This window comes from Eubacterium ventriosum (genome assembly GCF_025150745.1).
Classification (GTDB): Bacteria; Bacillota; Clostridia; order Lachnospirales; family Lachnospiraceae; genus Eubacterium_G; species Eubacterium_G ventriosum.
This window is the reverse complement of sequence record NZ_CP102282.1, coordinates 1,125,743-1,150,749: the sequence shown is the minus strand read 5'-3', so window position 1 is coordinate 1,150,749 and position 25,007 is coordinate 1,125,743. Positions and strand designations below refer to the sequence as shown.

Genomic DNA, 25,007 nt, shown 5'->3' with positions numbered 1-25,007 from the left:
TTTTATTATTACTTTTATAATTATTTTTATAATCGTTTTTGTAATCCCTTTATGACAATTCTTTGATTAACACATCCAAAACATACTCAACGCTTTCGTCCCTAACATTGTTTCTTCCAATATTTCCGAAATGTTTTGTGTCAGAAAAAACTTTTCCGTCTATATAGAATCCAAAGCAAACCATTCCCACCGGCTTATCCTCCGTGCCGCCTGTAGGTCCTGCTATGCCTGAAATTCCTGCTGCAACATCTGCGTTATTAGCTTTTGCCACGCCTTCAGCCATCTCTCTTGCAGTGTTTTCACTAACTGCTCCGTACTGTTTCAGTGTGTCTTTTGAAACATTGGCATACTTCATCTTTGCCTCATTTGCATAAGTTACAATGCTTGCGTTCAAAACCTTTGATGCGTCGGGCACATCAACTATTCTTGCTGCCATTTTTCCACCTGTGCAACTTTCCGCAAAAGAAACTGTATATTTTTTTTCTATTAATAATTTCACTAACTGTTCTGCCTTATTCATTACAAACGCCTGCCTTTCAATATTTCGCAATTATTATTATAAACCTTTTTGTAATAAAAATGTATACTTTTGGCAAATCTATATATTGTTAAATATTTAATTAAACTATAGGAGTTCTTATGTTCTTTGATATATCTGCCAAATCCCAAGTGAATACTTTTTCCATTAATGAAAACTACGCCGGGCTTGTGCTTGCAAGTGATATTAACAGACTCTCTTGCAGTACTGACAAAAATTCTATGAATGATAATATTTTTTCTAATAATTCCGGTAATATTTACAACTCTGGCAGTGTCCGGAATTATGTTGACAGCTTCAAAACTGTTATTGGTGATTTTAATTTTTCAAAAATTATTTTTTTTAAAGATGCCATTGTATGTTGCATTTCCATTCCATGCATTCAGGAAGAACGGAAAAATTTTTCTTTTATTTATAATGGGCGCAGTATTCTTTTCGTTGATTACGATAATTTTTTGACTGATATTTTCAGTAACATTATTGAAGAAAATATTAATGAAATAGAAGAAAGCCAAGATTTTATTTATTTTATGCTAAAAAGTATTTTGAAACATGACCTTGAAAACCTTAATTCCATTAGCCAAAATCTGTCTGTACTTGAACTTAATATTCTTACCGACTCCTCTAATTATAACTATAACGCCGACCAGATTCTGGCTTTTCGTGGAAACTCACTTAGACTTCACCACTATTATATTATTCTTATGGATATATGTCGGGCACTTTCAAAAGAGAAAACTTTTATGAATGATGCCAACAAAGAGCTACTTGAAAATCTTTGCGACCAGATTCTTACTTTAAGCAATGAGTCTCAACAAATATGGGAATACACGTCCCAAATAAGAGATGTTTATCAGCAGAAACTTTCTGTTAATCAAAATAACATTATGAAGGTTCTTACAATTGTCACCACTATTTTTATGCCTTTAACGTTAATCACCGGCTGGTACGGCATGAACTTTGAATATATGAAAGAACTTCATTGGAAATATGGCTATCCTTTGCTATTTGGCATAAGTGTATTGGTTGTAGGAATATTATGTATAATTTTCAAAAAGAAAAAATGGTGGTAATTCTTGTGTTGCCTTTTTTTGCAATTTCTTTATACTAGGATATGGGTGTCAAAACGCCCCACATCTTTATTGCATAAATTGTGACCTGCTTTGCACTCTCACAATCCTACCGAATCATATATATTTTATTAACATAAGTTGATAATCTTATTGATTTTTTTAACATTTTCAAATATTTTATTTACAAAAATATAATTTTTAAATTTACATTTGGAGAAAAAATTATGAATTCACTTAAACTAAAAAACTCTTTTCTTTTACTTCTTACAGCTTTTATTTGGGGAATTGCTTTTGTAGTTCAGGATTCAGGTGGCGATGCCCTTGGTCCTTTTACATTTAATTGTCTGAGAGCTTTTATTGGTGGTATTGTTTTGCTACCTACTATTAAAATCTTAGATCACGCCGGTCTTACTTATATGAAACCTAAGACTAAAAAAGAAAAAAAGACCTTAATTATTGGAGGAATTTCCTGTGGTATAGCTCTCTTTATTGCAAGTAATATTCAACAACTTGGACTTTATTTCGGAGCTTCAGCCGGAAAGGCCGGTTTTTTAACAGCTTGCTATATAATTATTGTTCCGATACTTGGTTTATTCTTCGGCAAAAAATGTGGTTTGAATATTTGGATTGGAGTTTGCTTTTCACTGGTTGGACTTTATTTATTGTGCATACATGGTTCATTTTCATTAACATTCGCAGATACATTGTTACTTTTGTGCGCTCTTGCGTTTTCAATACATATACTTGTTATAGACCACTTTTCACCGCTTGTTGACGGCATCCGCCTGTCATGTATTCAGTTTTGGACAAGTGCAATCTGTACATCAATTCCAATGTTCTTCGTTGATATGAAACATTCCATTGCAGGTATAATGAATTGCCTACACAATCTGACTTCAATTAATAACTGGATACTTCTTTTATACGCAGGTGTCCTGTCATGTGGTGTTGCCTATACACTTCAGATAGTTGGTCAGAAAGGCCTGCACCCTACAGTGGCTTCACTGCTTATGAGTATGGAATCTGTATTCTCCGTACTTGCCGGCTGGATAATACTGGGCCAGACAATGTCCGTAAGGGAAATATTCGGATGTATATTTATATTTGTGGCAATTGTGCTTGCACAAATACCAATGAAAAAGAAAATTACATTGTAGATAACTCTTCATACGTATAATTACGGATTTTTATAGCACTTTGCCTCGAAATATCCATAATTGGTGGCAAAAGGGCAATTATCACCACAACTAAAAAGGCTACAGCTTTAACGATTCTAAATCATCAAAGCTGTAGCCCTGTTATTACTTCTTAGCTAATTAATTCATTTCCTATCAAGCCCTTAGGCTTCCAATATTGATTTTAGGAAGTTCTGTGTTCTTGGATTCTGTGGGTTATTAAATACTTCATCAGGTGTTCCCTCTTCAGCAATAACTCCATCTGCCATAAAGATTACTCTATCAGCAACTTCCTTGGCAAATCCCATTTCATGAGTAACACATAACATTGTCATTCCTTCTTTTGCAAGATCTTTCATTACCTGCAACACATCGCCTACCAATTCAGGATCAAGAGCTGATGTAGGTTCGTCGAATAACATGATCTCAGGCTTCATTGCAAGTGCTCTTGCTATAGCCACACGCTGCTGCTGTCCACCTGACAATCTATTAGGATATTCATCTGCCTTTTCTTCAAGACCTACACTTTTAAGTAATTCCAATGCTTCTTTTCTTGCAGTTTCCTTATCAACATTCTTAACCTTAATAGGTGCAATCATAATGTTTTCCAAAACTGTCTTGTGTGGGAAAAGATTAAACCTCTGAAAGCACATTCCCATTTCAAGTAATAATTCTTTCTGCTTCTCTTTTGCAATACGCTCTACGGTTTTGTCGTTTTCTCTATGAAGGAATAAATCTCCCTTAATGAAAATCTTTCCACTTGTAATCTTTTCTAACTGGTTAAGTGAACGAAGGTATGTTGACTTACCTGCTCCTGAAGGACCGATAATACAAATAACCTCACCCTTTTTAACCTTCAAATTGATATCTTTTAACACTTCTAAAGAACCAAAACTTTTACTAATATGTTCTGTTTCCAAAATATACTTACTATCCATTACTGCACCTCCTATTCATAGACTGAGAATTTCTTCTCAATCTTGTTAAATATATAAGTGAAGAATGCCGTAATTATTAAGTAAATAATTAAAGCCGGAATAAATACAATGTATGAACCATCACTATTCATAATACTGTTAGATATAGTTGTTATATCCATAAGTGAAATAGCAAATACTAATGATGCATCCTTCAATACCATAATAAACTCATTACAAATAGCAGGAAGCATTCTTCTGATTGACTGTGGAATAACAATTAATGACATTGTCTGGCTATAGTTCATTCCCAAAGCCTTAGCTGCCTCGTACTGTCCCTTGTCAATTGACTGAATTGCCGCTCTTACTATTTCAGCACAATATGCTCCGGAGTTTAATGCAAAAGCAATAAGTGCCGCAATGAAAGCTCCTTTATATACACCGTCAGCATCTGCCGCAGAGAAGAAATCTCTCCATGCGAAACCAAAAAGTCCCGGCACTGTAAAATAAACAACAAATAACTGAATCAACAATGGTGTTCCTCTAAAGAAGAATACATATGCACTTGCAATCTTGTTAATCACTCTGTTCTTTGAAATCTTTCCTAATGCAAGGAAAACACCTAAAATAACACCAAGAATTACAGTGAATGTTGTAAGTGAAATAGTAAGCTTTGCACCATGAAGCATATTCTCTCCACAGCCTAACATTCTATATGTATAGTTTACCATCTTTCCTACAATACCTGCTGTTCCCTTGTCTGCCTTATAAATCTTTCCTGCAAAACCAACAAACTTTTCACTTAATTCTGTTGCACCTGAAGTTGAAAATGCTGAGTAATTAATAATAATTAAGTCATTATATGCAGATGAAACTCTCTTTCTTGTTAATGTTTCATCTTTTTCAATCATCTTCTGCATCTCAGGTGATGCCTGACTAATCATTTCAAGCCTGCTTGGCTTAACTGCTGATAAAATACTTGCAACAATTATTGCGATAATTACAACGATTGTAACTATCTTAGTTTTCTTTTTCCAACCTTTTACGTTTACAATTCTTTTTAAAGTGTTCATAAATACCTTTTCTATCCTTTATTCCTGTGATGAGAACCAGTAATCTGCTGTATCCTTAAGGAATCCGTCTTTATCCATCTGTTCTAATGCTTTGTTAATAGCTTCCTGAAGTTTTGCATTGTTTTTTCCAATAGCAATACCGAATTCTTCAGGTTCTGTCTTATCTGAAAATGCCTTTTCATACTTGTCAGGATTCTTTGCTACGAAACCGTCAGCAACAGTACTATCAACTACTACTGCATCAATTTCACCATTTGTTAACTGTGTAAAGCAGTTTAATAACTTGTCATTAGCTGCTACTTCTACATTAATAGTCTTTGTTGACTTGTATTCTGACATAAGCTGATCTGATGTTGTACCTTTCTGTACACCAACTGATTTTCCGTCAAGATCCTTTAAGCTGTTAATCTTTAAGTCGCTACCCTTCTTAACTACTACTGTCTGATAGTTTGTAATATATGGTGTTGAGAAAAGAACTGCTTTCTTTCTTGTAGGATTAATTGTTACTGCTGAACAAACTACGTCGTAGTCTTTTCCAATCTTTCCTAAAATACCATCAAATGATGTGTTAATGAAATTAACTTTAAGACCTAATCTCTTAGCAATTTCTGTAATAATATCAATATCAAATCCTTCAGGTGTCTTTCCATCTTTCTGAAGTGTTTCAAATGGTGCATAACCCATTTCTGCTCCAACTGTAAGAACTCCATCAGAAACTAATGTAACTCCTGATGCATCGATTGTTTCTGCCTTTGTTGTTTCTGCCTTTGCTGCTGTTGTGTCTTTGTTTTCTTCTGATGACTTGCTAGAACCGCAAGCTGTCATCATAGACATTGCAAGAACTGCTGTCATTACTACTGCTAAAAACTTCTTCATGACTTTTATCTCCTTCTAATATATAAATTTTATATGTAGAAAAAAGACAACGGACTTTGGACCATTGTCTTTCCTCCTATGCACAAGTTAGATAATAAACTACAAAATATTTTGTGTCAATATTTTTAATGGTTAAACCTAACTTTTTTAAGTATAAAATACTAAATTTGTGAATATTTATTCACGTGTATAAATTTAGGATTAATGTAACGATAAAACTTTCTATTAGCTAATCGCTTGATTTTATTCCTATTGTACTGCCAAACTTCACCTTTGTTTCTATATCATTGACAGTATTTCGGAAATACTTTTCATCAATATCAACTTTGTCCTTTTCAAGAAGAACGACAATAGTTGAACCACCATATAGAAACATACCCTTCTCACGACCTTTTTTTACTAAGCCTGATTTCTGGTGGTTTTTGATTTTGCCAATCATTAATGCCCCAACCTCAATCTGAGCAATTGTTCCAAAATTATTAGTTTCAATAACAGAATACTCACGACTATTTTGAACAAAAACCGGATATCTGTTTAATGCAATAGGTCTTACAGTATGCAAAACTCCCGGCACATAATTGTTCTCTACTATCTTTCCGTCGTCCACATACCCATAGCGGTGATAATCATCTACGCACAATCTGAAAACAAGGCATACTCCTCCGTTAAAATCAGGGGCTTTCTTACTATTCTTTATTAAATCAGCCACTGAATAATAACTCTTCTTTATATAAAAATCCGAGTTTTCTGAAATATGATAGGCTGACAGTCTTCCGTCACATGGAGCGATAAATGCATTTTCTTCCATATTAATAGGACGCATTTCTTTTTTTATCTTTCTTGTAAAGCAATCATTAAAACATCCATATTTAGCTTTTTCGTATTGAGTCATGTCAATATTATTGTTTTTTATAAAACCTTTTATATGAATTTTTGATACCCTACAATCCATATAAGCCCCACCAATTTTTGAAATTGTGGGGCTTGTAATTATCTTAAGTACCATTCTTCCCGGCACTGTATTATATAAAAATCTTAAAATTCCTGAACTTTCTTTTTTCATATTATCTTCCAAAACAAATCTTCATTAACACTACTGCCAAAAATTCAACTGCACCAACAGCAACCATAAGATAAATCATTGCTGTTCCCGGTTTCTTTAACTTGAATTTTAAAATATACAATATTCCAACAATAACTAGCAAAATATAATAAATATACGAAATGTTAATCTGACATGTAATAAGCATAATGTGTCTCATTAACAAAAATGTTGGAAATATTAATGCTGTTGATGTAACAGGAAGTCCAAAATAATATTTGTCATCGCCTACGCTGTCTCCCTGTGTTTCTTCCACTGTAATGTTAAAATATGCAAGTCTTATGAGAGCACACAGTACAAATAACGCTCCCAAAATAACAATTATTACAAATGGAATATGTAATAACAGGCTTTCCTTCCCTGTTTTAATAAAATCAAACTTATCTCTGTTGTATAATGCCACTCCAATACAAACCGGCAAAACACCGAAAGCAACTAAGTCAGATAATGAATCAATCTGTACTCCGAAAGCTTTCTCCTTCTCTGTACGATTCTTCTTTGAACGTGCCACACGTCCGTCAAAAGTATCAAACAAACCACATAATAACAAAAGCATTACTCCAATATATGGATGACCTGCTCCGCTAAGTGAAACATAAATCCCTATTACTGCTGAAATTACTGAGCAATATGTAAGAACAACAGTGTAATCATAAAAACCTAACATTTTTTCTTCTGCTTCATTCCTTTCCACGCTTTTGTACAATAAATACCAAGTGTAATTATTCCACAAATTATAATGCAACAATAAAATGAAATCCCTCTACTTAATAATTCAATACTAACAGGATCTTTTAATATACCGCCAAATCCATCTATAAAAAGATAATCTGCTGCACCAACTGCTCCCGGAATGGGAACGCTGTTTGAACCAAGAACCACATAGCCCTGTGCTGAAAATACATCAAACGCTCTTTTTATATTTCCTTCTACGCCCATATAAACACATACAGAAACGCAAATAAGTGAAATTCTCTGTAATAGGTTAAATATAAAAGCCTTAAATACAGCTGCTTTATTATTCTTTATTGCTGCCGCACATTCTTTATACTGTCTTTCCACTTCGACCAAATGTGCCTGTCTCTTTTCTATGTTCTTCATCAGATGAAGCTTATGCAATATCTTCATGCCGGTATTTGCTATTTTTGTAACAATCTTCTCTTTATAAACCAAAAGAAGAAATACCGTCAATAACACAAACTGGACAACACATCCGATAAGTATCATATATTTTGACCAAATGCTAAAATGCCTAAACATATCAAAATTAAATATAAAACAAACAGCACCTATAACTATAATCGCAATTGTGTATAAGGTCAAGTTTAGTAACAAAACAATCGTTGTTACTGCTCCTGGAATTCCATCCTGCATCATACACATTGCCGATGCCGGCTGACCGCCTGTAGCTGACGGAGTAATGGCTGAAAAATAAATATCAACAGCTGAATAAACTATTCCACGCTTAACCTTCTCTTTATATCCAAAAGCCTTGCATAATTGTAAAACAGCAAGTCCTTCAAAAACGATGAATCCTACCATGCAAAGAAAGGCTAACGCTATCCACTGCCATTTTGCAGCTGATACATAATTTATAAAACCTTCTATTGAAAAAGATTCATTCTGTTTTACAATAACCCATACTGTCAAAACAATTAAAGCTATAAAAATTAAGGACCATATAATCTGTTTCTTATTGCTCTTCAAAATCCTACCAAGCCTTTCTACTCTAAACCTAATTTATTCTCAATAGCATAAAAAATTCTTTTTGTATTTAATTTTTTTGCTAGGAATAAACCTATTTCAACAACCAAAACACCACCGATAATATCAATTACAACATGCTGCTTTATTAATACTGTAGATGCAAAAACCAAAATTGCAGACACAAACATAAATATCTTCATTGTCGTGCCCTGCTTTTCGCATCTCATTACACCTCTAAATAATATCCAGCTTTCAAGACAATGAATGGACGGGAAAAGATTATCCGCCGCATCCGTTGAATATATCAGTGAGGTAAGCCAATTCCAAAAGCCTGTACCTGTAATTTCAGGTCTTGTTAATGTTGTTGGCATTATTATAAAGCAAACAAGACATATGAGTTTTGCAATCATTTCCGCTGAACATACTTCATAACATAATTTTTTGCTTTCTCTTCCTATTATGATAAAGCCCAAAATCCATGTAACATAAGCCAAAACATAAACCGATACCATGGGAGTTACAAATGGCAGCATTCTATCAATGGCTATGCTTATATCATAGTGGTGCATTCCCGTTGTAAATATTCTGCTTCCAAAATAAGTAATACTATTTAATAAAAGGCAGGATATAATGGGAATAAATGCGTATTTAGGCAATATCTTGTAAATACGTTCCATACTTTTCCTCTACAAATTTATAATTTTTGTGAGATTGTACTACACCATATAGTACAATATCATACAAATTATATTATATAGGTCTATGGATGTCAACATAGTTTAAACAATCCCTTTTATATTACCCTTTTATATTTAACTCTGCTATATGAAAATAGAGCTGTATCACTAACGGTGAGATATCTCCTTTTGAAATTCTTATAATATCTTTTTTTACATAGATGCAGAAATTTTTGAAAGCAAACAAGCGGGCATTCGTATTCCGCTACGCTTCATACTCATATCGCGCAGGCGCGATATATAAATTAATTAAACCTGCTTTTATTAAGCAAGCTAATAAAAAGCAGGTTCACTAATTTATGCACCGTTTGTAGTAACGCGTAAATCAACTGTTTGAGCCGTAGGCGAGTTTTGATTTTTGTTTTACAATAGGCGGCGGAGCAAAATAAGAAAATCAACGTGTTTGCGACGAAAATTTCTGCAGGCTATGTAAAACGATTAAATTACACAAGAATTTCAAAAAGGAGAAGTCCAATCGTTAATAATACAGCCCTCTTATAGTCTCACTATTTTATGCTTTTTAGTGATGGAATAATCTAAGTCCTGTAAATGCCATTGCCATACCATGCTTATTACATGCATCAATAACATCCTGATCACGAATTGAACCACCTGGCTGTGCAACATATTTTACACCGCTCTTGTAAGCACGTTCAATATTGTCGCTAAATGGGAAGAATGCATCTGAACCAAGTGTAATGCCATCAGCCTGTGCAAGCCATGCCTGCTTTTCTTCCTTTGTAAATACAGGTGGCTTTTCTGTAAATACTCTTTCCCATTCTCCATCAGCAAGAATATCCATATATTCTTCACCAATATAAAGATCAATTGCATTATCTCTATCTGCACGTTTCATATTTTCCTTAAATGGAAGATTAAGTACCTGTGGTGCCTGACGAAGAAGCCAGTTATCAGCTTTCTGTCCTGCAAGTCTTACACAGTGAATTCTTGACTGCTGACCTGCACCTACACCGATTGCCTGTCCATTCTTTACGAAACATACTGAGTTAGACTGTGTATATTTTAATGTAATCATTGAAATAGCCATATCAATTTTAGCTGATTCAGGAATATCTTTGTTTTCTGTAACTACATTGCTGAAGAAATCATCATCAATGTTAAGTTCGTTACGTCCCTGTTCAAAAGTAATACCAAATACTTCTTTATGCTCAATTGGCTTTGGTACATAATTAGGGTCAATTTCAATAATTGCATATGCCCCTTTCTTCTTTCCTTTTAACATTTCAAGTGCTTCAGGTTCATATCCCGGTGCAATGATTCCATCTGAAAATTCTCTCTTAATAACCTTTGCTGTTGAAACATCACAAACATCTGATAAAGCAATAAAGTCACCATATGATGACATTCTGTCTGCACCTCTTGCTCTTGAATATGCGCATGCAAGTGGTGATAATTCTCCAAGATCATCTACCCAGTAGATTTTTGCTTCAACTTCGCTAAGTGGAAGACCAACTGCTGCACCTGCAGGTGAAACATGCTTAAATGATGTTGCTGCAGGAAGACCTGTTGCTTTCTTTAATTCCTTAACTAACTGCCAGCCGTTAAATGCGTCTAAAAAGTTAATGTATCCAGGCTTTCCGTTAAGAACCTTAATTGGAAGTTCTCCTTCTTCCATATATATTCTTGATGGTTTCTGATTAGGGTTACATCCGTATTTTAATTCTAATTCCTTCATTATATATTCCTCCAAAACTTACACTGATTATTATAATTATTTGTTTTTGTTAACAATCTTTGTTTCGTATTTTCCTGTTTCAATATCAATATATCTTACAAAAAGAGATACCTTGTTATCTTCGTTTAAGCTGTTCCAAAGCATATCTGTAAATGCGTCCATATCGTCCATCATAGGTACAAGCTTTGGTTCACCTTCAAAACTTGGAAGTGGATTTCCGTCACATTTGTATGTGTGAATGAAATGACCTTCTCCGTTAACAGGGTTATTATATGCAAAAGTATATCTATTACATGCTTCAGGATTTCCGTTGTTGCTCTTTAAGATAGACATTGCATAATTGTAATTCCCATCTTCAATATGCATAATTCCTGAAATTCTAGGTGTGTAATTAGGAGCATCAGGTTCAAACTCACGTGTTCTAAGTGCCTGTTCAAAAGTCTGCTGCTTATCCATTAATTCGTAAATTGTATCTGTCTGATCGCCGTTAGTTACGATAGTCTTGTTTCCAAGAACACGAACAGGTGCGTAGATAATAAGACTTGGATCAACAAGCTTTGATGGATCAAAAGCTTCTGTGCGGATTCCTTCTCCTTCTTCAACAAAAACACGATTTCTACTGTTTTCGCTTCTTCCCATAATAAAATATGCTGTTACAGCATGCTTTCCATTAGGTGTTTTTCCAATTACGATTCCTCTTCCCGGATATGAATTTTCTTTTAATTCATTTTCAAGTGATAACATCTGCATTTTTTAATCTCCTTAATTTTGATTTTAAGTTTACTTTGTATTTTAAGTTTTTAATTTAAGATTACTGTTTAATGTAATTCTCTTTGCAGAAAATGGGTCGAAGTTTTTTCTGCAAAAAGAATTAATAAACATATTTTAACTCCTCTGTCCTCTCCAAAGATAGTTAATTGTTTTGCAGAACTTATAAGAAATTTTCTAAAAGAATCTTTCAAACCTTTCTAAAAATTCCACAAAATGAAAAAACCACCCAGGTAACCCAGAGGGTTGCCCAGGCGGTCGACTACGTGCATCCATACTCCCTGTGGGTAATCCCACTAATCCGCCAGTCATATGGAATATATAAGTAGCATAAACTATTTTTTTTCTTTTTTCAACTGTTTTTTATCACAAATTTTTTATAAGATTTAGATGTCAAATCATACAATCAATGTTATAATACAATCTTGTATGAAAAGGAGATGTAAATATGGGAAAAAGAAATGAAAACACGAAACTAGTAGCAAAGATTCTTTCTCTTGCTATGATTACAACAATGATGAGCGGATATGTAGCACCGCCTAAGGAAGTTAAGGCAGACACATTTAACTCATCATATTCTTATGAAGTAAATACACAGGCTACCGAAGTTGAAGCTGCCACATATAATGTTGTGCAATCTGCTTCTAATGTGGTTAATTCTTCTGATTCTTTGGGAAAAGCAATTGAAACTTCAACAGAACAATCCACTGAAACTACTACTGAGAAATCAACAACTGACAATACTACAACGGATAGTTCTACAACTAATCCTGCAGAAACAACTACAAAACCACAGGAAACTACAACTGAACAACCTACAACAGTAGACCCTGATGCTTTTGACTTAGTTGCACACAGAGGTTACTCAGCTTATGCACCGGAGAACTCAATTCCGGCTTTTGAAATGGCTGCAGCTTCAGGATTTTCAAAGATTGAACTTGATATCAGAAGATGTAAGCCCGATTCAAACGGCAAGGCTACATGGGTTGTCTCACACAACGATTCATTAAAAAATACAATGGGCGTTAACGTTGATATTTCAGACTCAACTTACAGCGAACTGTTAAAATATTCATATACTAAGGGTAACAATGTTGATGCTTACAGCAATCTTAAAATTGCCACATTAGACCAGGTTATTGACTTGATTAAGAAATACAAATCCGAAGGCAAAAAAGTCAACTGGCAGATTGAACTTAAGAGCGTATCTGACAGTAACTATCCTAACTATTTTGAGAATGAATTAGTTAAACCTTTAAAAAATGCCGGCGTTGAAGACTGTGTAACTTTTATTTCTTTTAGCAAAACTTATTTGAAGAAAATTAAAAGCATTGACAGCACTTTAGCAACTACTTATCTTAGTACTATTTTGGATGAAGATGCAGTAAATGACGCACTTAAATGTAACGCTGAAGGAGTTACTTTTAATGGAGAAAAAAATTATACTAAGGAAGCTGCCATAAAACTTGCTTTGTCTAAAGGTTTAAAGGTTGGTGTTTACACACTTGATACCCCTGCAATAATGGGTGTTTATTATCAATGGGGTGTGCGAAGCTTCACAACTAATATGGTTAATCCTAATGAAGTTACACCTACAATTCTTCGTGCCAAGTACAACACTAAAGCTTTTAGTTGCACATTAAGTAAGACAAGTTACACATATGACGGTTCAAGAAAGTTGCCTGCTGTTACTGTTAAATATAAGGATATCGAACTTGTAGAGGGCATTAATTATCAGTTAAGCTACTCTGACAATAAAAATCCGGGAACAGCAAAGGTTTACATATCAGGTATAAACAACTGTACAGATGAAAAAGAATTAAAGTACAAAATTGTTATGCCTAAAGTGACCGGCTTTAGTGATTCAACCACTACAACATCAAAAGTCACTTTAAAATGGACACCTGTAGACAAAATAACAGGATATATTGTTTACCGTTACAACTATTCAAAAAAGAAATATGAAGCCATAAAGACTATCGCAAACTCAGATGCAAAGTCATACAAAATCACTAAACTTGCTTCTGCTACAAAGTACAGATACAGAGTTGCAACATATTTAAAGGCTGATGGCAAAACATATACATCTTCACCTTGCACAGCAAAGACTACGTATACAAAGCCGGCAAAAGTAACAATTAAGTCTGCTAAGAGATATAGCAAGAACAGACGAATCATGGTTAAGTGGACTAACTCACCACGATGCACAGGCTATGAAGTTAGAGTTGCAACAGACAAGAAAATGAAGCATGTCGTAAAGAAATACACTGTTTCAGGCAACACAAAACAGTATGTAAAAGTTAAAGGCCTTACAAAGACAAAGAAATATTACGTAAAAGTGAGAGCCTACTTAAAAGTTGGTAAAAAATACTACTACAGCTCATATAGCACTGTTGTGAAAAATAAGCCATTGAAGATTAAGAAGAAAAAATAGGGTTTGAATTTTTTAAATGAATTAATAAAATATCCGGATAGAAGAAAGTATTTTAAGCTTACATTCTATCCGGATATTTTTTATTTACATTACACAGAACATTTTGTGATTTTTCTATTTTTTACTGTAATTCCCGTTTCCACCACGCAATGCTACTGCCTTATTTAATTTTTATCCAAAAGATTTATTCAAGTTCTTCCACCTTTATTACTCAATTGTAATGAATTTTTCTTCTACCTGTGGCTTCTTTACTTCTTTAGGAACATACATTGTTAAGATTCCGTTTTCAAACTTGGCATTAATATCTTCCTCTGTTACGTTCTTGCCAACAAAGAAGCTTCTCTGGCACTTGCCATAATATCTTTCACGACGGATGTATTTAACGGCTTCCTTCTTCTGACCTTCTTCGTTGTTCTCTTCTTTATTTTCTGCATTGTGTTCAGCGGTAATTGTAAGGTAACCGTCTTTCAACTGTGCCTTTACTTCTTCTTTGGAAAATCCAGGTAATTCCATTTCAATCTGGTAGCCGTCAGCCAATTCTTTAATATCTGAGCTTATATTTCTAGCTGCTGCTACCTGCTTTCTAAATGCAGGTGAAAATTCAAATACATCTCCAAAATCATCAAATAAATCATTCATTCCAAAAATACTAGGTGCTAACATAATACTTACCTCCTTATATATCTGCAATCAAAATCTGAGAATTTAGCTGACTGCATATTGCGACTTCCATTAGTCGTAATTGTTAATTTTATTTCTTTCAGGGACTCTCTTTTTTCCCTGTGATTATGTTATAGCACTTTTGTTAGCACTCGTCAACAGTGAGTGCTAATATTTCTTGTAAACATTTTGTTAACTTTTATAATATAAAATGTTATCTGATTTTTAACTTTCCTAATACCCTAACGGTAACTCCAGGCCGCTTTCTTCCATCAGCTCTTTATCCAAAAGAATCTCCTTTGTATTACCATCCTTAATTATCTTTCCGTCTGAAAGAAGTATTGTTCTCTCGCAAGTGTCCATTATCATATTCAAATCGTGAGAAGCTATTATTTTTGCCTGATTCAGTCGATTTAATATGTTGATTAGGTTTCGTCTGTTCTTTGGATCAAGTGCCACGCTTGGCTCATCCATCAATATAACATCCGGTTCTGTTGACAGGATTGTTGCAATAGAGGCAAGTTTTTTCTCCCCTCCTGAAAGCTTATAAATCTGCTTGTCCTTTAGCTGTTCAATGTGCACAACTTTCAGCGCTTCCATTGTTTTCTCATTAACTTCTGCCTCAGACATTCCGTAATTTCTCGGTGCAAAAGCAACATCATCAAAAACAGTTGACATAAAAAGCTGACTGTCAGCATCCTGAAAAACGTAGCCAATATTTTTTCTAATAGTCTTTAAATTCTTTTTTTCAAGGGGAATATTGTTGACCATCACATCTCCCTGAAAACCTGTATTTAGACCAACAAGTATTCTTAAAAGAGTAGACTTTCCAACGCCGTTAGCGCCAACCAAGCCCACCGACTCACCCTTTTTTAATTGAAAATTTATATTTTCCAAAACCTTTCTCTTGCTATCATAGCCGAAAGAAAGGTCGGAAACTGAAATTATATTCTCCATCTTTTTGTCCTTTTATGTAAACAAACCGCCCACTATTTCAAAAACAGGGTACACTCTAAAAGTGATAATCACCAGTGTCCATACAATCATCCACACGTAATCCCTGCTACTTAATTTGTAATTTCTGATTCGCACGTTATTAAGATTGTAACCTCTAAGACTCATGCTGTTATGCACATCGGTTGCCCTGTCTATACTTCGTAAAAGCAACTGCCCCGGCAGACTTCCCCAAGCCTTAAAATTAATGCCTTTCTGGCCCGGTGCCCTAAGGCTGTACGCCTCAACTATTCTTTTTGTTTCCTTTAGCAACACGTTAATGTACCTGTAAATCAACTGGATAATCATAACAATAATCTCAGGAATATGTATTTTTCTAAGCGCCATGCATACTCGGTCTATAGTAGTTGTAATTATAAGAATATAAATGGCAATCACCGTCAAAATTCCTTTAATCATCAGTGTCACCATGGAAATTTCGCCGCCGGTTATTTTCACTCCACCCATTGTCAGCAAAACATTTCTGTCAAAAAAAGGATTAAAAATACCAATTATGCAAATCAATGGCAAAATAAGTCTGATTCTTTTTATACATTTTCCAAATTTAATGTCCCCAAGGTTAAAAATAATCAAGGGATATATTATCATTTCCACTAGACCTGTCACATTATATTTCGGAAAAGAAGTCACCATACAAACATACAAAACCGTTACAAACAGTTTTGCCAGTGCATGTATGTTATTTAGAAAATTATCTTCCCCAGCCTGATTTTCAATAGCACACATTTCGTGTATTGCATTTTCAAATTTTTCCATTATGCTTTCTTTCTAAAAAACTTAAATAAATTGCAGCACACAATGCACAACAGGATTACTACCACTCCACCTACAATGCCTGAAAATGATGTTCCGGCAATTGTGTCTGAAGACTTAAATCCGTAGTCAGGAAGGATTGCAAGCTTGTCCTGTATTCCCGCAAAAAAGCTGTAAATTCCACCTGTGCTTTCCACTTCTGTAGCTCCTGTGATTTTTGAAATTGACCATTCCAAGCCATCAGGCAAAGATGAAGCCACAAGTGATAAGCCACCTGCAATAATTACTGCCATTGCCAAAAGAATTGCCAAAACTTTTTTGTATGGCATTTTTTCTTTTTTGTCAACAGCTTCAATTCCCCAAAGCAATTCAGGTCTAGCCTCGTAGACGAAGCAAAGAACTGCCCCGGTAATTATTCCTTCAACCAATCCGATGCACAAATGTATTGGTTGCATTACTGAAACAAATGCAGTAAAAGGAAGTTCTGTAATTCCTGAAGCCAAAGTTTCAAGTGTTACTGAAAAAGCTCCAAGTTGTAAAGTAACAACGCAACCAATAATTGACGCTGCCATTATTTTCTTTTTTGATGCGCCGTTTTTCATCACAATGCGCCATATAACCATCGCTCCTATGAAGCATCCATAAAATGCCATGTTCCACACATTTGCCCCAAGAGCCATCAAACCTCCGTCAGCAAACATCAAACACTGAATCAGCAAAATACCTATCATTGTCAGGAAACCTGCCGGTGCCCCAAGCATTGCAGACAACAACATTCCTCCGCACAAATGTCCTGAAGAACCTGTTCCCGGTATTGTAAAATTAATCATTTGAGTTGCAAAAACAAAAGCTCCCATTATTCCCATGGTTGGGATTTTAGTCTGATCATCTTCTTTTCTTATCTTTGTAACTGAATATGCTGCCACCGCTGTGCTGCAGGCGTACATTGTCCCTGCAACTGCCGGTGATAACAAGGCGTCTGCCATATGCATAAATTTGTCCTCCTAAAGTATCTTTATTAAATATTCTCCTTCACTTCTCTTATGGAAATGTTATTTTCAATAGCTATTTTCTTCAAATCTTCAAACTCCAATTTGGATTTTTCAACTCCATAGCCATATGTTTTTTTCACATCAATATCTCCATATTGGGTGCTAACCTTCTCAATCTTTCTATTCAAAATCATTCGGCTACACTTGTATTCTCTAATTCCAATTGTTGATGTATGCTTAAAAATAGTTACGGCAACATCTTCCTTAGCCGACTCTTTGCACATTACATTAAGCAAAGTTCCCTGACGACCTTTTTTCATACTAATTGGCGTAGTGTAAACGTCCAACACATCATCCTGCCAAATCTGTTCCACCGCAAAACTTAATTCTTCCGCAGTCATATCGTCAATGTTGCAACGAAGCTCCACAATGGTGTCTTGGATAGTATCACTATTCTCAATGGTTCTATTATTTTGATTGGTGTCATTGTTACTTTCCGTAATTGAATTATTTTCTGTCTTTTCTCCAAGAATTGCTCTAATGCAGTTAGCCACCGGGAAGTCTTTGTTTCCCATGCCATAACCCTGCTTTTCCATAATCATCGCAGGCATATTTCCAAACTCATTAACATAGTATTTCAAAATTGCTGCCCCTGTTGGCGTGCAAAGTTCGCCTTCAATATTTCCACTGTAACAAACCATTCCTTCAAGCAAATTAGCTGTAGCCGGTGCGGGAACCGGAAGTATTCCATGAGCACATTTCACTTTTCCAAAACCTGTATTAATAGGCGATACAACCACCTTGTCAGGGTTAATCTCTTCCATTAACATAACGCAACATGTTACATCCGCAATTGCATCCATCATTCCAACCTCATGAAAATGAATTTCAGAAACATCCACACCGTGAGCTTTACTCTCAGCCTGAGCTATAAGCTTGTATATAGAAATTACATCATTCTTAACCTTGTCTGAAACTGCGAGATTTTGAATCGTGTGCTCAATAAAATCAATAGTTGCATGGTAATGAGCGTGATGATGGGTATGGTTATGATGATGTAATTCATTACTGTTTTGTACATCCTCAGACAATTCTTCTTCATCATTAATCAAAACTCTAACATGATTTCCTTTTATACCACATTTAACCGAGCTTTCAAGCTTCACCTTAACATTTGAAATTCCAATATTATTAATTTTTTCAACAAACTTATCTTTATCCGGAACAAGTTCTAGCAAAGCAGACATCAACATGTCGCCTGCTGCACCCATTCCACAATCTAAATACAAAATTCTCATATTAGTTCCTCTTTTATATGTATTTTCCCTGGAATTATCCGTAATTTCTTCCAAAAGAGCAGGTTTTCTCCCACCCTACTACTTCGCTCTCATATGATTTATCATGCTTGCCTGATATGCTGCTCCGAAGCCATTATCTATGTTGACTACGCTTACTCCGCTGGCACAGGAGTTTAGCATTGACAAAAGGGCTGATAAGCCTCCGAAGTTTGCACCGTAGCCTACACTTGTTGGCACTGCGATTACAGGGCAGTCTGCCATTCCACCTATGACACTGGCAAGTGCGCCTTCCATTCCTGCAATTGCGATTATTACGGAGGCACTCATTATTTCGTCAACGTGGCTTATCAATCTGTGAAGTCCGGCAACACCCACATCATAAAGTCTTGTAACCTGATTGCCGAAAACCTCTGCCGTCAATGCTGCTTCTTCTGCAACATACATATCACTTGTTCCTGCCGTTGCAACAACTATTGTTCCAATACCGTCTTTCTTAGGCATTGGTCCAACTATTCCAACCTTAGATATTTCATCATATCTCAAATCTATTTCTTCACTGACAAACTTAGCGGCTTCACTGCTCATTCTTGTTATAAGTACAGTTTCCTCACCACTTTTTTGTAGATGCTTGACAATTTCTTTTATTTGTTCCTTGGTTTTTCCTGCGCCATAAATAACTTCAGGCACACCCTGTCTGATGCCTCTGTGGGTATCAATCTTTGCAAACCCCATATCCTTAAAAGGCTCTTCTTTAATGGCAAGCAAAGCTTCTTCCTTAGTAACTTTCCCCGTTGCAACATCATCCAAAATATTCATCAACTCTGATTGTTTCATAATGTCGCCTTTCTTATAATCATATTTCTTTGTCTCGTTTTATGTTGTTACTATCTAGTTCTCAAATCAAGCAATACCTCATCAAATATTTTTAACAATTCTTCCAATACAACTTCTCGCTTTTCCATAAGTGCCTGTAACCGGCTTTCAGGCATTTGGATTTTGGCTTTGTTGTCCATCCATCTTACTCTGAAATCAGAAAAGCCTAAGTCAAACAAAAATGTTTCTGCTGTTTCTACCTGTTTGATTTTTTCTTCATCTATTTCAGTACCTGTTGGTATTCTTGTTGCAAGACAAGCGTATGACGGTTTGTTGTACACGAACAAACCTGCTTCCTTTGACTGCTTTCTTATTTCAGATTTCACGTAGCCACACATTCTAAGTGGGGACAAAACCTTCATCTCCTGCAAAGCCTTCATTCCCGGTCTGTCATCTGCATCATCTGAAGCGTTGGTTCCATCAAGAATTACTGTCATTCCGTCATTCTTTGCTGCTTCAAGAATTGTTCCAAAAACACCCTGCTTACAATAATAACATCTGTTGACCGGATTGTCTGTAACCAGCTTGTTAGACAAAACATCCACATTCAAAATCTTCAAATCAACGCCTAGCTGCCGGCAAATTTTTTCTGCATCCTTTTTTTCAAATTCCGGTTGAAAAACAGATTTGACAAAATACGCCTTCACGCTCTTTGCATATTTTTTTGCCATATAAACCAAAAATACTGAATCAACTCCACCTGACAAAGCAATTGCCACATTAGGATATTTTTCAAAAAACTCTTTTATGTTTATTTCTTCTTTTGTAATATTTTTCATTTTTTCAGTCCCTCTTATTTCCATAAACATTTTGTTTTCGATAAATATTTTGTTTTCAATAACATTTTCTGAACTTTATTTAAGATAATGTATTTGCCATTAATTTTTAATCCAAAATCTTTCAACACCGCCCATTATATCATAGGTTGATTAATCCATAAAGATTTCTTAATTTATTGTTAACTTTTTGTGTATTCTATGGATAGTTTGGTATTTTTTTGGTAGAATTAACGGCGTAGAAAAATTTAAAAAAGAAGCTAAATGTCAATGTTTCCCTTATTGCATTGACCGGGGGGTATGCCTGGATTGCCCGAAGCTTACAGGAGGTAATTAATGAACATTTTATTTTTTTTGACACCGAAAGAAAAGGTGTCACATATATTCAATGACGATACACTGAGACAGGTTGTGGAAAAAATGGAGTTCCACGGATATTCCGCCATTCCTCTTTTAGATAAAGAAGGAAAATACATAGGAACAATTACTGAAGGGGACTTGCTTTGGTACCTTAAGGACCACGATTTTCCTGACATCTACCAGTTGGAGGATATTCCTATTACGGACATTGAACGAAAAAGAGATAACAACGCTGTCAACATACAGGTTTCAATGGAAGAACTTTTTGAAAAAGCCACTAACCAGAACTTCGTACCTGTGGTGGATGACAACAATGTATTTATTGGTATTATCACAAGAAAAGATATAATACTGTATTTAGCAAATAAAGAAAATACAAATAATGCTATATCCAACTAAATCATTACTTAACAATCTTTTAGGTGTGGTACATTATTAATTTTGTATTGTATAAACGAAAACGGGTTCTGCAAACGATAGGCAGATTTTCGAAATTTTGCGAGTATAATTTAAGACAAAAATCAACTGTTTGAGCCGTAGGCGAGTTTTGATTTTTGTCTTATAATAAATGACGGAGCAAAATAAGAAAATCAACGTGTTTGCAAACCCGTTTTCGTTTATAAATATCAATCAAAATTAATAAGAACCACACCTATAATTTTCTTTTATTCCAACTCTTCTTTCAGCGTATCTATAAACTTCCTGCACGCCTTAGATATGTATTTCCCTTTCTTATACGCCACGCACATTGTTCTGACCGCATCTTCATCTGAGCCTACCTTGTAGTAGTATGCGTGATTTTTTATGTTGTTGTATTTTATGGTTGTTTCTGTAACGAAAGAGATTCCCATATTGGCAAGTGTCATGGCAAGCCCTGTTACTGTCTGAGATGTTTGCAATATTACGTTAGGTGTAAAACCGGCTTTTTCAAATATGCTGTCTACCATGCGTCTTACATGCTGGTCCTCGTTTAACAAAACAAACTCTTCATCCTTCATTCTGCTTATGTCCAATGTTTTCACTGATGAATAGTCAATTTTGTCACTTAGTAATTTTTCTATTGGAATCTGGTATTCTCCTATTTCTTCATTAATTGCCAGGTTTTTCGGAACAACCATAAGCAATCTTTCTTCAAAAAGAGTTTCCTTATCAAATAACTCGCTATCGATTCTTCCATCTGTCAGGAAAATATCAATGTCTCCCAAAAGGCATTTATTCATTATTTCAGGGACTTTTTCTTCTGTTAATTTAAAAGTAATTCCCGGATATTTCTTGTGGAAGACTGACATTGGTCCCGGCAAATATGTTGTTGAAAAACATACAACACTTCCTATTTTTATTTCTCCTTTTTTTAAATCCTGCAAATCTGACATAACATCATTAAGTCTGTCTGTGGCTGATATAACATCCTCTGCGTATTCCAAATATGCCTTGCCGAACTCTGTTATTTCAATCGGAGAAATACTTCGGTCAAAAAGCAATACACCCATTCTGTCTTCCAGTTTTTTAATGTAATTGCTTAATGCCGGCTGGGATATTCCCAAAGCTTTTGAAGCCTTTGAGAAACTTTTCTGTTTTGCCACTTCTTTTATATAAGTAAATTCGTTATTATTCATGTTAGCTCCACTCCCAATCAATTTTGAACTAATATGATTATAATATTTTTCTGTACTTTTTCCAATGCTATGTTAGCTGATTGTTTAAATGTTCCCATAACTTGGCGTAACCCTCACTTGCAGGTGTAACAGGCTTTTCAATAGTGTTGTACAAATGCTCCTTAATGGTTCCTTCCTTAGACATTACCATAATTCTGTTTCCAAGAGATATTGCCTCCTGAATGTTGTGAGTTATAAAAATAACTGTTATTTTTTCTTTTTGTTTCAATTTCAGTAATTCACTTTGCAACTGCTTTCTTGTCATTGCATCAAGCGCTGCAAAAGGCTCATCCATTAATATTATTTTTGAACCAAGTGCCATTCCCTTTGCTATTGCCACTCTTTGCTTCATTCCACCGCTTAACTGATGTGGATAATAATTAGCATACTGTACCAGATTAACTTTTTCCAAATATTTCTTTGCTTTCTGCTCTCTTTCCGCCTTATCCTTCATTCCATTTACTTTTAACGCATATGTAATATTTTTCAAAACAGTTTTCCAAGGAAATAACTGATTAAAGTCCTGAAATACCATTATTCTGTCAGGTCCCGGTTTTACAACCGGCTGACCGTCAACTTTTATGCTTCCTTCATAGTCTTCAAAACCGGCAATACATCTTATTAATGTAGATTTTCCGCAACCTGAAGGGCCAAGAATGCATAAGAAATCTTCATCATTTATAGTCAAATCAAGATTATTTAAAATAACTCTATCGGAATTATCATATTTTTTTACCAGATTACTTATCTTTAAAACTTCATTGCTCATCGTGTCATTCCCCACTTTCTAAAAGTTTTATTTTCTATGTTGCGGAAAATTCCGTACTCAACAACCATTCCAATAATTACAATAACAATAATTGCCGCAAAAACTCCGGCAATGTCAGTATTAGTACGTCTGTCCTGAATAAAATAGCCAATTCCTAAAGCTCCGCCTCCGCCAAAAATCATTTCGGCACTGATAAGTCCACGCCACGCTCTTGCCCAGCCTACTTTTATACCTGAAAAAATTCTAGGCAAAGCTGCCGGAAGAAAGACTCCAAAAATCAACTTAACCGGTGAAAGTCCTATATTTCTGCCTACTTCCAAATACAATTCCGGCACTGCATTGAAACCATCAATTATACTTCTTGACATAGGCCACACAACTGCGTGAATAACCATAAAAATTATGGCACCGTCACCTACGCCTATCCAAAGAATTGCTACTGGTATTAAAGCTATTCCCGGTATTAAGTCACACATTGAAACAATCATATTGTAGATTGTGTAAAATGTTTCGCTTATAACTGAAAGGCTTGAAAAAACCAAAGCCAACGCTATTCCCACAATTAATCCTTTAATGATAAGTGAAAGGGAATGTAACACCATTGTCCCAAGTTCTCTTTCCGTAAAAGCAGTTACAAAAGCTTTTCCAATATCGCCTAATGATGGAAACAAAATTTCCGGCCAAATTTTCAAAGTATATAATACCTGCCACAAGATAAGAACTGAAACAATAAAAATTATTTTCACCAAACTATTTTTAATATTCTTATTCAAAACTATTCTCCTTTAACATTATCGAATACTAACTGGTCAATACTACTTGCACCTTTGTCTAAGAAATTTTCTTCTACCATAAAGTCTGAAAGATTCATAACTCCCTGCAAAGTTGAATTGTACTGAACGGCACCATCCTTCAACCATGATGCAATTTCATCTTGTGAAGCATCATAAGTTTCAGTAAGGATTTTTGCTGTTTCGTCAGGATTATCTTCTATATATTTCATTGCTTCTTCTGTTGCGTCACAAAAAGCTTTGTATAGATCAGGATTGTTTTTGTATAACTTTTCTGATGCTATTCCTACGATTGATGTGTCACCTTTAGCCCAAACGTCTTCGCTTACCGGTATTTCGTGTATGTTATCTTCTTTTACTTCCATTAAATTGTATGGTGCCAATACCATATTGCACTGAACTGCACCTGATATTAACGCTGAATATCCGTCTGCATTAGCCATTGCAACTAAGTTTGCATCTAAGGCATGAGCGTCGCCCAATTCCTTCTTTGCAGCCATAGCCAATAATATATGAGGCTGACTGTTAACCTGAGTTACAACAATCTGGTCGCTTGATTTTATGTCTTTCAAAGTCTTAATGCTACTGTCATTAGTCTGGATTCCGCAAGAAACTGCTGCCAAACCTGTACAAATCTTGTACGGTGTCTTTGACATAATTCCGTTAATTGCAACTGATGTTCCAAGTGCACCAATGTCTATTGAACCTGCTGTAATTCCTTCACTAATTGCTGCGCCACTTTCCAACAACTTCCAATCTACATTTACGTCTTTTCCATAATGCTTCTCAATAAGTTTCTTCTCCTTCATAACCAACAGCGGTGTGTATGAAAGACCATTCTGATAAGCAATTACCAACTTATCATTTTTCTCTGCTGATTTTTTAGTTCCACAAGCTGTTAAAGACAATGCCAAAACAAGCGATAATGCTACTGCTATACCCTTTTTTATTCTTCTCATATCAATTCTCC

The 25,007-nt window shown here is 35.1% G+C and carries 25 protein-coding genes and 1 riboswitch; of the genes, 4 read left to right on the top strand and 21 right to left on the bottom strand.

The window, feature by feature from the left end; all coding sequences use genetic code 11:
- Positions 1 to 49: 49 nt before the first annotated feature.
- Complete coding sequence (locus NQ558_RS05265) at positions 50 to 520, bottom strand: CinA family protein (RefSeq protein WP_005358954.1); 471 nt, start codon at positions 518 to 520, stop codon at positions 50 to 52.
- 119 nt (positions 521 to 639) lie between these two features.
- On the opposite strand from NQ558_RS05265, the gene NQ558_RS05260 reads away from it, so the two are divergent.
- Positions 640 to 1,611, top strand: a complete 972-nt coding sequence (locus NQ558_RS05260) for a magnesium transporter CorA family protein (RefSeq protein WP_005358957.1) — start codon at positions 640 to 642, stop codon at positions 1,609 to 1,611.
- Between the two features lie 224 nt (positions 1,612 to 1,835).
- The gene (locus NQ558_RS05255) at positions 1,836 to 2,768 is read left to right on the top strand and encodes a DMT family transporter (protein ID WP_005358959.1); all 933 of its coding nucleotides are present in this window, start codon (positions 1,836 to 1,838) and stop codon (positions 2,766 to 2,768) included.
- Positions 2,769 to 2,950: 182 nt separating this feature from the next.
- On the opposite strand, the gene NQ558_RS05250 is transcribed toward NQ558_RS05255, so the two are convergent.
- The 9 genes from NQ558_RS05250 to NQ558_RS05210 all read right to left on the bottom strand — a co-directional run bounded on the left by NQ558_RS05250 (position 2,951) and on the right by NQ558_RS05210 (position 11,644).
- A complete protein-coding gene (locus NQ558_RS05250) occupies positions 2,951 to 3,724 on the bottom strand; it encodes an amino acid ABC transporter ATP-binding protein (RefSeq protein ID WP_005358961.1) in 774 nt (257 codons plus the stop codon).
- 11 nt (positions 3,725 to 3,735) lie between these two features.
- Entirely contained in the window at positions 3,736 to 4,776 is a 1,041-nt protein-coding gene (locus NQ558_RS05245) for an amino acid ABC transporter permease (protein ID WP_005358966.1), read from the bottom strand.
- Positions 4,777 to 4,794: 18 nt separating this feature from the next.
- Positions 4,795 to 5,652 carry a transporter substrate-binding domain-containing protein gene (locus NQ558_RS05240; RefSeq protein WP_005358969.1) on the bottom strand — a complete coding sequence of 286 codons (858 nt, stop codon included), beginning with the start codon at positions 5,650 to 5,652 and terminating at the stop codon, positions 4,795 to 4,797.
- Between the two features lie 229 nt (positions 5,653 to 5,881).
- The gene (locus tag NQ558_RS05235; protein ID WP_005358972.1) at positions 5,882 to 6,715 is read right to left on the bottom strand and encodes a phosphatidylserine decarboxylase; all 834 of its coding nucleotides are present in this window, start codon (positions 6,713 to 6,715) and stop codon (positions 5,882 to 5,884) included.
- Position 6,716: 1 nt separating this feature from the next.
- Positions 6,717 to 7,448 carry a CDP-alcohol phosphatidyltransferase family protein gene (locus NQ558_RS05230; protein ID WP_242652074.1) on the bottom strand — a complete coding sequence of 244 codons (732 nt, stop codon included), beginning with the start codon at positions 7,446 to 7,448 and terminating at the stop codon, positions 6,717 to 6,719.
- A complete protein-coding gene (locus NQ558_RS05225) occupies positions 7,415 to 8,461 on the bottom strand; it encodes a lysylphosphatidylglycerol synthase transmembrane domain-containing protein (protein ID WP_040445855.1) in 1,047 nt (348 codons plus the stop codon). Before NQ558_RS05225 ends, NQ558_RS05230 begins: the two co-directional genes overlap by 34 nt.
- A gap of 17 nt (positions 8,462 to 8,478) precedes the next feature.
- A complete protein-coding gene (locus NQ558_RS05220; protein WP_040445857.1) occupies positions 8,479 to 9,138 on the bottom strand; it encodes a phosphatase PAP2 family protein in 660 nt (219 codons plus the stop codon).
- A gap of 580 nt (positions 9,139 to 9,718) precedes the next feature.
- The gene (locus NQ558_RS05215; RefSeq protein WP_005358976.1) at positions 9,719 to 10,894 is read right to left on the bottom strand and encodes a phosphoribosylaminoimidazolecarboxamide formyltransferase; all 1,176 of its coding nucleotides are present in this window, start codon (positions 10,892 to 10,894) and stop codon (positions 9,719 to 9,721) included.
- Between the two features lie 36 nt (positions 10,895 to 10,930).
- Positions 10,931 to 11,644, bottom strand: a complete 714-nt coding sequence (locus tag NQ558_RS05210; RefSeq protein WP_005358977.1) for an IMP cyclohydrolase — start codon at positions 11,642 to 11,644, stop codon at positions 10,931 to 10,933.
- A 259-nt stretch (positions 11,645 to 11,903) separates the two neighbouring features.
- Positions 11,904 to 11,984, bottom strand: a riboswitch (ZMP/ZTP riboswitch).
- Between the two features lie 126 nt (positions 11,985 to 12,110).
- On the opposite strand from NQ558_RS05210, the gene NQ558_RS05205 reads away from it, so the two are divergent.
- A complete protein-coding gene (locus tag NQ558_RS05205) occupies positions 12,111 to 14,096 on the top strand; it encodes a glycerophosphodiester phosphodiesterase family protein (protein ID WP_005358979.1) in 1,986 nt (661 codons plus the stop codon).
- Between the two features lie 207 nt (positions 14,097 to 14,303).
- On the opposite strand, the gene NQ558_RS05200 is transcribed toward NQ558_RS05205, so the two are convergent.
- The 7 genes from NQ558_RS05200 to larE form a co-directional block, all read right to left on the bottom strand.
- Positions 14,304 to 14,759 carry an Hsp20/alpha crystallin family protein gene (locus NQ558_RS05200; protein WP_005358981.1) on the bottom strand — a complete coding sequence of 152 codons (456 nt, stop codon included), beginning with the start codon at positions 14,757 to 14,759 and terminating at the stop codon, positions 14,304 to 14,306.
- A gap of 231 nt (positions 14,760 to 14,990) precedes the next feature.
- Positions 14,991 to 15,713, bottom strand: a complete 723-nt coding sequence (locus tag NQ558_RS05195) for an energy-coupling factor ABC transporter ATP-binding protein (protein WP_005358986.1) — start codon at positions 15,711 to 15,713, stop codon at positions 14,991 to 14,993.
- Between the two features lie 12 nt (positions 15,714 to 15,725).
- On the bottom strand, positions 15,726 to 16,526 hold the full coding sequence (gene cbiQ / locus NQ558_RS05190) for a cobalt ECF transporter T component CbiQ (protein WP_005358989.1): 801 nt from the start codon (positions 16,524 to 16,526) through the stop codon (positions 15,726 to 15,728).
- Positions 16,526 to 17,515, bottom strand: a complete 990-nt coding sequence (locus NQ558_RS05185; RefSeq protein WP_005358991.1) for an energy-coupling factor ABC transporter permease — start codon at positions 17,513 to 17,515, stop codon at positions 16,526 to 16,528. The genes cbiQ and NQ558_RS05185 overlap by 1 nt, the downstream gene beginning before the upstream one ends.
- A 26-nt stretch (positions 17,516 to 17,541) precedes the next feature.
- The gene (larC, locus tag NQ558_RS05180; protein WP_005358994.1) at positions 17,542 to 18,813 is read right to left on the bottom strand and encodes a nickel pincer cofactor biosynthesis protein LarC; all 1,272 of its coding nucleotides are present in this window, start codon (positions 18,811 to 18,813) and stop codon (positions 17,542 to 17,544) included.
- Positions 18,814 to 18,891: 78 nt separating this feature from the next.
- Positions 18,892 to 19,647: a nickel pincer cofactor biosynthesis protein LarB gene (larB, locus tag NQ558_RS05175; protein WP_005358996.1), complete on the bottom strand. Its 756-nt coding sequence runs from the start codon at positions 19,645 to 19,647 to the stop codon at positions 18,892 to 18,894.
- A 50-nt stretch (positions 19,648 to 19,697) separates the two neighbouring features.
- Complete coding sequence (gene larE, locus NQ558_RS05170; protein ID WP_040445859.1) at positions 19,698 to 20,465, bottom strand: ATP-dependent sacrificial sulfur transferase LarE; 768 nt, start codon at positions 20,463 to 20,465, stop codon at positions 19,698 to 19,700.
- A gap of 333 nt (positions 20,466 to 20,798) precedes the next feature.
- On the opposite strand from larE, the gene NQ558_RS05165 reads away from it, so the two are divergent.
- Positions 20,799 to 21,221 carry a CBS domain-containing protein gene (locus tag NQ558_RS05165; RefSeq protein WP_005359001.1) on the top strand — a complete coding sequence of 141 codons (423 nt, stop codon included), beginning with the start codon at positions 20,799 to 20,801 and terminating at the stop codon, positions 21,219 to 21,221.
- Positions 21,222 to 21,487: 266 nt separating this feature from the next.
- On the opposite strand, the gene NQ558_RS05160 is transcribed toward NQ558_RS05165, so the two are convergent.
- The 4 genes from NQ558_RS05160 to NQ558_RS05145 form a co-directional block, all read right to left on the bottom strand.
- Entirely contained in the window at positions 21,488 to 22,438 is a 951-nt protein-coding gene (locus tag NQ558_RS05160) for a LysR family transcriptional regulator (protein ID WP_005359003.1), read from the bottom strand.
- 67 nt (positions 22,439 to 22,505) lie between these two features.
- A complete protein-coding gene (locus NQ558_RS05155; RefSeq protein ID WP_005359006.1) occupies positions 22,506 to 23,246 on the bottom strand; it encodes an ABC transporter ATP-binding protein in 741 nt (246 codons plus the stop codon).
- Positions 23,243 to 24,019, bottom strand: coding sequence for an ABC transporter permease (locus tag NQ558_RS05150; protein WP_040445863.1), 777 nt, complete (start codon positions 24,017 to 24,019; stop codon positions 23,243 to 23,245). The genes NQ558_RS05155 and NQ558_RS05150 overlap by 4 nt, the downstream gene beginning before the upstream one ends.
- Before the next feature lie 2 nt (positions 24,020 to 24,021).
- Positions 24,022 to 24,996, bottom strand: a complete 975-nt coding sequence (locus NQ558_RS05145; RefSeq protein WP_005359010.1) for an ABC transporter substrate-binding protein — start codon at positions 24,994 to 24,996, stop codon at positions 24,022 to 24,024.
- Positions 24,997 to 25,007: the final 11 nt, after the last annotated feature.

Coding starts and splice junctions, on each gene's coding strand:
- NQ558_RS05265 (WP_005358954.1), bottom strand. CDS start 520: ATGAATAAGGCAGAACAGTTAGTGAAATTATTAATAGAAAAAAAATAT.
- NQ558_RS05260 (WP_005358957.1), top strand. CDS start 640: ATGTTCTTTGATATATCTGCCAAATCCCAAGTGAATACTTTTTCCATT.
- NQ558_RS05255 (WP_005358959.1), top strand. CDS start 1,836: ATGAATTCACTTAAACTAAAAAACTCTTTTCTTTTACTTCTTACAGCT.
- NQ558_RS05250 (WP_005358961.1), bottom strand. CDS start 3,724: ATGGATAGTAAGTATATTTTGGAAACAGAACATATTAGTAAAAGTTTT.
- NQ558_RS05245 (WP_005358966.1), bottom strand. CDS start 4,776: ATGAACACTTTAAAAAGAATTGTAAACGTAAAAGGTTGGAAAAAGAAA.
- NQ558_RS05240 (WP_005358969.1), bottom strand. CDS start 5,652: ATGAAGAAGTTTTTAGCAGTAGTAATGACAGCAGTTCTTGCAATGTCT.
- NQ558_RS05235 (WP_005358972.1), bottom strand. CDS start 6,715: ATGAAAAAAGAAAGTTCAGGAATTTTAAGATTTTTATATAATACAGTG.
- NQ558_RS05220 (WP_040445857.1), bottom strand. CDS start 9,138: ATGGAACGTATTTACAAGATATTGCCTAAATACGCATTTATTCCCATT.
- NQ558_RS05215 (WP_005358976.1), bottom strand. CDS start 10,894: ATGAAGGAATTAGAATTAAAATACGGATGTAACCCTAATCAGAAACCA.
- NQ558_RS05210 (WP_005358977.1), bottom strand. CDS start 11,644: ATGCAGATGTTATCACTTGAAAATGAATTAAAAGAAAATTCATATCCG.
- NQ558_RS05205 (WP_005358979.1), top strand. CDS start 12,111: ATGGGAAAAAGAAATGAAAACACGAAACTAGTAGCAAAGATTCTTTCT.
- NQ558_RS05200 (WP_005358981.1), bottom strand. CDS start 14,759: ATGTTAGCACCTAGTATTTTTGGAATGAATGATTTATTTGATGATTTT.
- NQ558_RS05195 (WP_005358986.1), bottom strand. CDS start 15,713: ATGGAGAATATAATTTCAGTTTCCGACCTTTCTTTCGGCTATGATAGC.
- cbiQ (WP_005358989.1), bottom strand. CDS start 16,526: ATGGAAAAATTTGAAAATGCAATACACGAAATGTGTGCTATTGAAAAT.
- NQ558_RS05185 (WP_005358991.1), bottom strand. CDS start 17,515: ATGCATATGGCAGACGCCTTGTTATCACCGGCAGTTGCAGGGACAATG.
- larC (WP_005358994.1), bottom strand. CDS start 18,813: ATGAGAATTTTGTATTTAGATTGTGGAATGGGTGCAGCAGGCGACATG.
- larB (WP_005358996.1), bottom strand. CDS start 19,647: ATGAAACAATCAGAGTTGATGAATATTTTGGATGATGTTGCAACGGGG.
- larE (WP_040445859.1), bottom strand. CDS start 20,465: ATGAAAAATATTACAAAAGAAGAAATAAACATAAAAGAGTTTTTTGAA.
- NQ558_RS05165 (WP_005359001.1), top strand. CDS start 20,799: ATGAACATTTTATTTTTTTTGACACCGAAAGAAAAGGTGTCACATATA.
- NQ558_RS05160 (WP_005359003.1), bottom strand. CDS start 22,438: ATGAATAATAACGAATTTACTTATATAAAAGAAGTGGCAAAACAGAAA.
- NQ558_RS05155 (WP_005359006.1), bottom strand. CDS start 23,246: ATGAGCAATGAAGTTTTAAAGATAAGTAATCTGGTAAAAAAATATGAT.
- NQ558_RS05145 (WP_005359010.1), bottom strand. CDS start 24,996: ATGAGAAGAATAAAAAAGGGTATAGCAGTAGCATTATCGCTTGTTTTG.